This is a genomic window from Butyrivibrio sp. M55 (assembly GCF_900116865.1).
In the GTDB taxonomy this organism is placed as follows: domain Bacteria; phylum Bacillota; class Clostridia; order Lachnospirales; family Lachnospiraceae; genus Butyrivibrio.
This window is the reverse complement of the sequence record NZ_FPCD01000004.1, coordinates 322,628-330,037: the sequence shown is the minus strand read 5'-3', so window position 1 is coordinate 330,037 and position 7,410 is coordinate 322,628. Positions and strand designations below refer to the sequence as shown.

Annotated in this window: 6 protein-coding genes; 1 reads left to right on the top strand and 5 read right to left on the bottom strand. The window is 38.3% G+C overall.

Going from position 1 to position 7,410, the window contains the following annotated elements:
* The first annotated feature begins 187 nt into the window (after positions 1 to 187).
* Complete coding sequence (locus BM398_RS07415) at positions 188 to 1,507, top strand: IS4 family transposase (protein ID WP_026655762.1); 1,320 nt, start codon at positions 188 to 190, stop codon at positions 1,505 to 1,507.
* A gap of 195 nt (positions 1,508 to 1,702) precedes the next feature.
* On the opposite strand, the gene BM398_RS07410 is transcribed toward BM398_RS07415, so the two are convergent.
* The 5 genes from BM398_RS07410 to BM398_RS07390 form a co-directional block, all read right to left on the bottom strand.
* Positions 1,703 to 2,995 (bottom strand): UDP-N-acetylglucosamine 1-carboxyvinyltransferase, encoded by a 1,293-nt coding sequence (locus BM398_RS07410; RefSeq protein WP_092337095.1) that lies wholly within the window; start codon positions 2,993 to 2,995, stop codon positions 1,703 to 1,705.
* Positions 2,996 to 3,222: 227 nt separating this feature from the next.
* Positions 3,223 to 4,824 carry a LysM peptidoglycan-binding domain-containing M23 family metallopeptidase gene (locus tag BM398_RS07405; protein ID WP_092337094.1) on the bottom strand — a complete coding sequence of 534 codons (1,602 nt, stop codon included), beginning with the start codon at positions 4,822 to 4,824 and terminating at the stop codon, positions 3,223 to 3,225.
* A 26-nt stretch (positions 4,825 to 4,850) separates the two neighbouring features.
* Positions 4,851 to 5,336 carry a hypothetical protein gene (locus BM398_RS07400; protein ID WP_092337093.1) on the bottom strand — a complete coding sequence of 162 codons (486 nt, stop codon included), beginning with the start codon at positions 5,334 to 5,336 and terminating at the stop codon, positions 4,851 to 4,853.
* Positions 5,337 to 5,643: 307 nt separating this feature from the next.
* Positions 5,644 to 6,258 (bottom strand): GTP pyrophosphokinase, encoded by a 615-nt coding sequence (locus BM398_RS07395; RefSeq protein WP_442857304.1) that lies wholly within the window; start codon positions 6,256 to 6,258, stop codon positions 5,644 to 5,646.
* Between the two features lie 48 nt (positions 6,259 to 6,306).
* A complete protein-coding gene (locus BM398_RS07390; protein ID WP_092337091.1) occupies positions 6,307 to 7,236 on the bottom strand; it encodes a glycosyltransferase family 2 protein in 930 nt (309 codons plus the stop codon).
* Positions 7,237 to 7,410: the final 174 nt, after the last annotated feature.

Here is a 7,410-nt window from a genome sequence, read left to right as displayed (position 1 = left end):
ATCAATGTCATTAAGTTAAGATGACAGCCCAAAAGATCTCTATGTCAGAAATGACATAGGGGTCTTTTTTTCTTAAAAGGTATTGACAGATTATCGTAAATGTGTGGCCGCTTTCGCTACTGATGTTTTAAAGGTAGCGAAAGCGGCCCTTGTAATTAAGGAAAACTTGATTGCAAGGAGGTCACATATGAAACCAAAACACATTAAAAAGCTTTTATTATCTGAAATCACTACCACTACTCAAAACATGTTGGATTATGTTGTTAATCCCAAAGTAGATTTCACTAGGAATCGTAAGCTTCCATTCGAAAAAATAGTCAGAGCTATCATCGAGATGGAAAGCAAGAGTATAACCAATGAGATGATTGATATCTTCCATGATGTCAGTTCATTGCCATCTGCCTCGGCTTTTGTTCAGCAAAGACAAAAGATTAAGCCCGAATTTTTTAGAGACATCTTTAAAGGGTTTACAAATAAACTACAAAATCATTCGCATTCTGATTTAACTATTCTTGCAGTTGATGGTTCTGATATTCAAATTCCAACTAATTCTGAAGATAAAAAATCTTATTATCCCAGTGTTAATGGACAAAAGCCCTACAATTTGTTGCATTTAAATGCACTCTATAATCTAGAAAATCATTTATATACTGATGTAGTACTTCAAGGAAAGCATGATGCAAATGAGCACTCTGCATTGCAAGAGATGGTAGATAGATCGCCTATTCCCAAAGCATTAGTAATTGCTGATAGAGGATACGAATCTTATCACAGTATGGCACATATCCAAGAAAAAGGTTGGTATTATCTCATAAGGATTAAGGATGGTACACGAGGAATTAAGAATGGATTAGACCTACCTGATGAAGAAGAATTTGATGTAAATATTGATTTAAAACTTACGCGTAAACAAACAAAGGAAATGAAGGAATTATTTTTGAAGGACAAGAATCACTACAAATTGATTGCACATTCACATCCGTTTGATTATCTCCCAACAAAGCTAAGGAAAAAGGATTCAGTAGCCTTTTATGAGCTTAAATTTAGAATCGTACGATTCAAGATTACTGAAGACACATATGAAACCGTAATTACTAACTTGGACGCTAAGGAATATACGCCAACAAATTTAAAAAAGTTATATGCAGCCAGATGGGGGATAGAAACTTCATTTAGAGATTTAAAATATACTATTGGAATGCTAGATTTTCATTCAAAAAAGGTGATGTGTATTCAGCAAGAAATATACGCACATCTGATAATGTATAACTTTGCGGAAATGATTACCTCGCACGTAGTCATTGAAAAAAAGCAAAGAAAATATACATACAAAGCGAACTTTACCGTTGCTGCTCATGTCTGCAGACTATTCTTGCGTGAAAAAACGACATCACCTAATTTAGAAACTATAATAGCTAGAAATATAATTCCAGTTAGACCTAATAGGCATCGTAAACGAATACTGACAGGAAAAGTATTTCATAGTTTCTTATATAGAGTAGCATAAATAATCAAAATAAAACATGATTAGTAGGTGGATTTTAGATCCGCCTGTTTGTTATGCCTAAAAAGGAAGAAACGGGAATGAAGGTTATCATCTTCATTCCCGTTTCTCTCATCCAAAGCATTATCCCAATGTTAACTTAATGACATTGATCACCTGATTGACCGTCTTATTTATTATCAAAAAGATTATTATTCTTTATGCATTTCTAAGTTTGAATTTCTGCATATCTCTGTCGCTCTCAACTTTCTCGATGTGAGCTCCGAGTTCGCGAAGTTTCTGGTCGAAATCTTCATATCCTCGCTCGATATACTTAATATCTTCTATCGTAGAGATACCGTCTGCAGTAAGTGCCGCTATTACAAGTGCCGCACCTGCTCTTAAGTCAGGAGCCGAAACTGTTGCTCCCGTATATTTGCTGACTCCCTCTACTATTGCTGAGCTGCCTTCAACTTTAATGCTGGCGCCCATTCTGGTGAGTTCGTCTACATACTTGAATCTATTCTCAAAAATACTCTCCGTAACAACACTGATTCCACTTGCAAGTCCAAGCGCAACTGTCATCTGAGGTTGCATATCCGTAGGAAATCCCGGATAAGGAAGAGTCTTAACATGTGTATTCTGAAGTCTCTTTGTTGCAACTACTCTTACCGCATCATCTGATTCATGAACCTGGCATCCCATCTCAATAAGCTTGGCACTTATTGATTCAAGATGTTTGGGAATTACATTTTTTATAGTAATGTCGCCTCTTGTTGCGGCAGCGGCAAGCATGAATGTTCCAGCTTCAATCTGATCGGGAATAATAGCATACTCAGTGCCATGAAGCTTCTCAACGCCCTGAATTCTGATAACATCTGTACCGGCACCTTTTATATTGGCACCCATACTGTTAAGGAAGTTTGCAAAATCAACTACGTGAGGCTCCTTGGCTGCATTCTCGACAACAGTCTGTCCCTCTGCCATAACAGCCGCCATCATGATGTTAATGGTAGCACCTACGCTGACAACGTCGAGATAAATATGATTTCCAACAAGTTTATCGGCATGTGCTGCGATAATGCCATGTTCAATATTTACTGATGCTCCGAGAGCGTTAAATCCTTTTATATGCTGGTCTATAGGTCTGAGACCGATATTACACCCTCCGGGAAGTGCAACTCCCGCCTTATTGTATTTACCGAGAAGGGCTCCCAAAAGGTAATATGATGCTCTTATTTTTTTGATGTAATCGTTCTCTATAACATAGTCATGAATCTGCGAAGCACATATCTTAACTGAATGTCTTCCGGTTCTCTTAACAATTGCTCCGATACTCTCAATAGCCTGCAACATCACATTGGTATCCGACTCATCAGGCATATTCTCTATATGAACAACTTCATCCGTCATAGTTGAAGCTGCTAAAATCGCAAGTGCAGCGTTTTTAGCTCCTCCAATCTCCACCTCACCTACAAGCGGATTTCCGCCTTTAATAATATACTTTTCCATATATAACCTTTCCCTGCCGGGCAATCTCACCACATATGTAGCACCAACCTAATTACACTCGGCATCTAATATTAATAGCACAATACCAACACTGTGTCAAAACAAGCAGAGCCCCCATGGTACCGTGTTTTTTCTGCAAAATGAGCAGGTTTTACATGCATTTTGCTAATATTTTATTAATGATTATATCATTTTAATTAATATATTCCAATGGTTTAATCAAATTATCATTGATTAAGATATTCCAACGGGTTAACCGGATTATCATTGACACGAATTTCAAAATGTACATGAGGTCCCGATGAAACACCGGTATTTCCTGACAATGCGATCTTATCTCCCTGATTTACTTTCTGTCCTACCTGACACGTGATCTTAGAAAGATGTCCGTATCTTGTCTCTCTTCCGTCATTATGCTTAATGTATACGCAGTAACCGTATCCACTACCCCAACCTGCTCTTGTTACGGTTCCTGATGAAGATGCCACAACAGTAGTTCCTACAGGAGTTGCCCAGTCAACACCCTTATGGAATGTACTGGCACCTTTGGTAGGTCTTGCTCTCTTACCGAATCCTGAGGACAATCTTCCTCCGGATATAGGCTTGATGTATGAAGGCGGCTCGATTGTTCCACGCTCGATAACCTTTGGAACAGCTTCCTTTATTTTTACAATCTTTTCAATCTCAGGAGTACCTTCAGCACGATTATCCACATAAGTCGTAAGAAGAACGGCATCACGGATTCCCGGAACCGCTTCCTGAATAACCTGGGTTTCAGTAGTAAACCATTTCTTATTTTTGATCTCTGATATGGGAGCCTGATAGCTCTCATGTTTACGAAACTCTTCCATGACATATCTTACAGAAAGCTCATGTCTCGGAACCACAACAGTTAAGTTATCGTGATCTCTTATGGTTGAAGCTGCATCCTGAAGTTTATCACGGTTCATCTCAACAAGCTGATCGACAGTCAGATTATGATGAACAGCTATACTGTATAAGCTGTCACCCGTCTGAACTTCATATGTTTCTTCTTTATTTTTATCTCCTGTAAGATCGGTGAAAGCCGTATCGGGATTTGCTAATTTATCTGCAGGAAGGTAACTTTCAACGATCTCAATCTTATCTTTGAAATCAATTTTTACAAGTCCGTATTTGAAATCATCAAACTCTTTATAATCGCCCTTTAAGTCCGCAGCATCCGCTGCTTCTCTTATAGTCTTATTAACACCGATATTTGAAAGAAGGGGCTTGAGCGTTCCTTCTTCTTCCTGAATTTCCTCCTTACTCTGAACCTTTGGCATCAGTACATTTACTTCTCTGGTAGGATCAAGTTCGAGACTTACATCAAACATATCCTTTTCATCGTACATTGAAATAACTCGTTCCAAAAGATTCTGTACTTCATCAATACTTGCCAGATTTAAGGAAAACTTATTTATTTTTACAGAATATGTCTTCTGAACCGTATCAAACTTACTCTGATTGAGAATACTTGCCATCTTGGCTGCTATTCTCTCAGGGGATTCTACAACACCCCACATCCTGCTCTCACCTTCGATAGAAAGATCTGCCATTGTAAGAGTCAATCCCTCATTGCCCTTTGCAATTGCTCTTCTGGCATATCTGTAAGCTTCGTAAGCATCATTTCGAGAACCCACGTTACCCACAACAGTTCCATTTATCTTTATCGTAAAGTAGTTATTCTCATTCTTTTCGTAATTGGTCATGTTTGGCATGAACAATATCCACAAAAAGATAATTACCACAGCCGATTCCAAAAACCATATTTTAATCTTCTTTTTAAATACCGTATCTCTTAAATTCATCGCATTAAAGTCTTTCTATAAGCTGGTTAAAGTACTCCGAATATCTTTAGAACATTAAATAAAAGATCTGCAAAAACCATAAGCACTATAATTATCAACAACGGTCCAACCGCATTATTCTTATATTCAACAATATCAAGTACCGTTTCCATCTTCTTATTGATCTCTGCTATCTCTTCCTCGATCTTCTCACGGTTTTTATCAACAATTGCCTGAACATTTCTGTATATCTGTACACCGACATCATGAGTCTTTGAATCACTCTCATGTATTCTATTGATAACTTTTTCAAACTCTTCAGTATAGTCCCTTGAAGCTTCCATCAATTCCTCAAGCTGTTCAAGTTGCTGGCTGTACTCTGCAGCATGCTTGCGCAATTCTTCGATTTCTCTTCTGTAATGCTCGGCTTCCTTCTTGATTCTCTGGGCTTCGGCCATCTCCGCTTGGGAATTGGCTTTTATTATGTCCTGTGGGCTAAACTTTTCAGCAAGTTTGTCCATAAAGTTTTCCATAACTATCCCTCCTCATATATGCATTACTCCCCTAATCTGCATACAATATAGCTTATCATCCATTATGCAAATTAGACAAGATTGTATTATCAAAAAGTTTATTATTGTGTACTTTTACTATTTGTTCATTGGTCGTTCATATTTTATTCATATTTAACTTGTATAGTAATTTCAGAGCAAAAAAACGACGAACTTAATTTAAAATTTAGATAGATTTTTTCATAATAGGCCGGGCGCAGCGATGTGTCTGGCCACTCCTCATTAATACGGTTTTTTAAGGCATTTCCCCATATACCTGTTACTACCGTCAATCGGCGGTAGTATTTTCAATTGCCTGAATTTCGTCATTAAGGGACAACATTCTCGCATCCAGATCCGCCACCATCTTGGCGCATTCATAGAGCTCGGTATTGATATGTACCGGTGCCTTCCCTTCAAATTTATATTGAATCTTGTGCTCCAGCGAAGCCCAAAAATCCATTGCAACAGTTCTTATCTGAATCTCAACTTTTACATTTACTATTCTGTCAGAAAGGTAAACAGGCAGCGAAACAATCATATGATAGCTTCTGTATCCGCTGTCCTTGGGATTCATTATGTAGTCTTTGATGGTCAGCACCTGAATATCCTTCTGGCTGCTGATCATCTCTGCTATTCTGTATATATCGGATGTAAAAGAGCATATTATACGAATTCCGGCAATATCATTCACATAGCGCACCATGTTCTCAATCGTGGACTCGTATCCGTTTCTCTTAAGCTTTTTTACGATACTTTCAGGGCCTTTAACTCTGGCCTTGACGTGCTCAATAGGATTATATCTGTGAACCTCCTGAAATTCCTCGTTAAGGATCTCAATCTTGGTCTGTATCTGCTTGAGCGCAGCATTATAAAGGAGGTTGACTTCCTCCCATGTGTGCATGTCATCGGATATTTTAATATTGCTTCCTGAAAGATCTAATTCCATTATCTACACCCAATATTCCTTGTTCATCGAAAACGCCGTTATCAAGCTCTGCGGCAGTTTTTTGTAATTTCTGCCAAGCTTGTAACCCAGCCATCTGAAGCCGCACATAATTATATAATGCGGTATAAGGTAACCCTTTCCTATATGTCTGAAATGCTTAACGGTCTGTCCGACCATCTTCTTTCCCTCTGACTCGGAACTTATATTACCGAATATCTCAGGATGATCTGTCTGTGATACTCCAAGGTCAAAATTTCTGTGGAACTGCTGCATGCAGGTGTAGTTATGTGAATGAACCACTCCCGCCTCCGGAACATAGCATATAGCATATCCCTTCTGGCATGCATTTCCCGCATATACCATATCTTCATTAAAGATTGTCTTATGCGTGAATCCACCTATTTTATCGTATATATCGCGCCTGTACATGGCACATACATTTGAACAAAAATAAGTTTTTATTCCCAATCTGCAAACATCCGCCTGAGTCTTTCTGATAAACTCGTTAGGATAGTTGAATTTTCTCGAATATCTCTCCGCAAGATTGCAATCAGGCTTCGGATACTGCCTTGCATATGCAGCGGCAACATCTTCATCAAGTGCCTTCGCAAGAGAAGCTATCAGCGCCTTATCTCTCGGAAAAGCATCCTGTGTCATCATAAGGAAATAATCTGCGGAAGAAAGCTTCACACCACGGTTTCTAGTCTCTCCGTGATCAAATTCTTTTTTGCTGACATGTTCAACGATAATATTTTCGTATTTATCTGTCGGATTCGCACCTGCTTTATCTATAAAATCATTCCAATACTTTTCTTCCGTATTCATGATGATAATATGCTCAGGTCTTATCGATTGCTTTTCAAGATCATCGATCAGTTCGAAAAGAGATTTATCCGGCTTATACGTTGGTATTATCACATCAACTTTATACATCTCTACCTCAATTATATTAAATAATCAGTCCCAATCAAAGAGTAACTGATATTTATAATGAACAAAAAGGGCTGAGCTCATACAGAACCCGGCCCTTCTATTTATATTCTGCTAAAAATCGCCTTACTTTCCTGTAACTGCGCTAGTCTTCTTACTTTACTATATTTCTTAATA

Coding starts and splice junctions, on each gene's coding strand:
- BM398_RS07415 (WP_026655762.1), top strand. CDS start 188: ATGAAACCAAAACACATTAAAAAGCTTTTATTATCTGAAATCACTACC.
- BM398_RS07410 (WP_092337095.1), bottom strand. CDS start 2,995: ATGGAAAAGTATATTATTAAAGGCGGAAATCCGCTTGTAGGTGAGGTG.
- BM398_RS07405 (WP_092337094.1), bottom strand. CDS start 4,824: ATGAATTTAAGAGATACGGTATTTAAAAAGAAGATTAAAATATGGTTT.
- BM398_RS07400 (WP_092337093.1), bottom strand. CDS start 5,336: ATGGAAAACTTTATGGACAAACTTGCTGAAAAGTTTAGCCCACAGGAC.
- BM398_RS07395 (WP_442857304.1), bottom strand. CDS start 6,258: ATGCACACATGGGAGGAAGTCAACCTCCTTTATAATGCTGCGCTCAAG.
- BM398_RS07390 (WP_092337091.1), bottom strand. CDS start 7,236: ATGTATAAAGTTGATGTGATAATACCAACGTATAAGCCGGATAAATCT.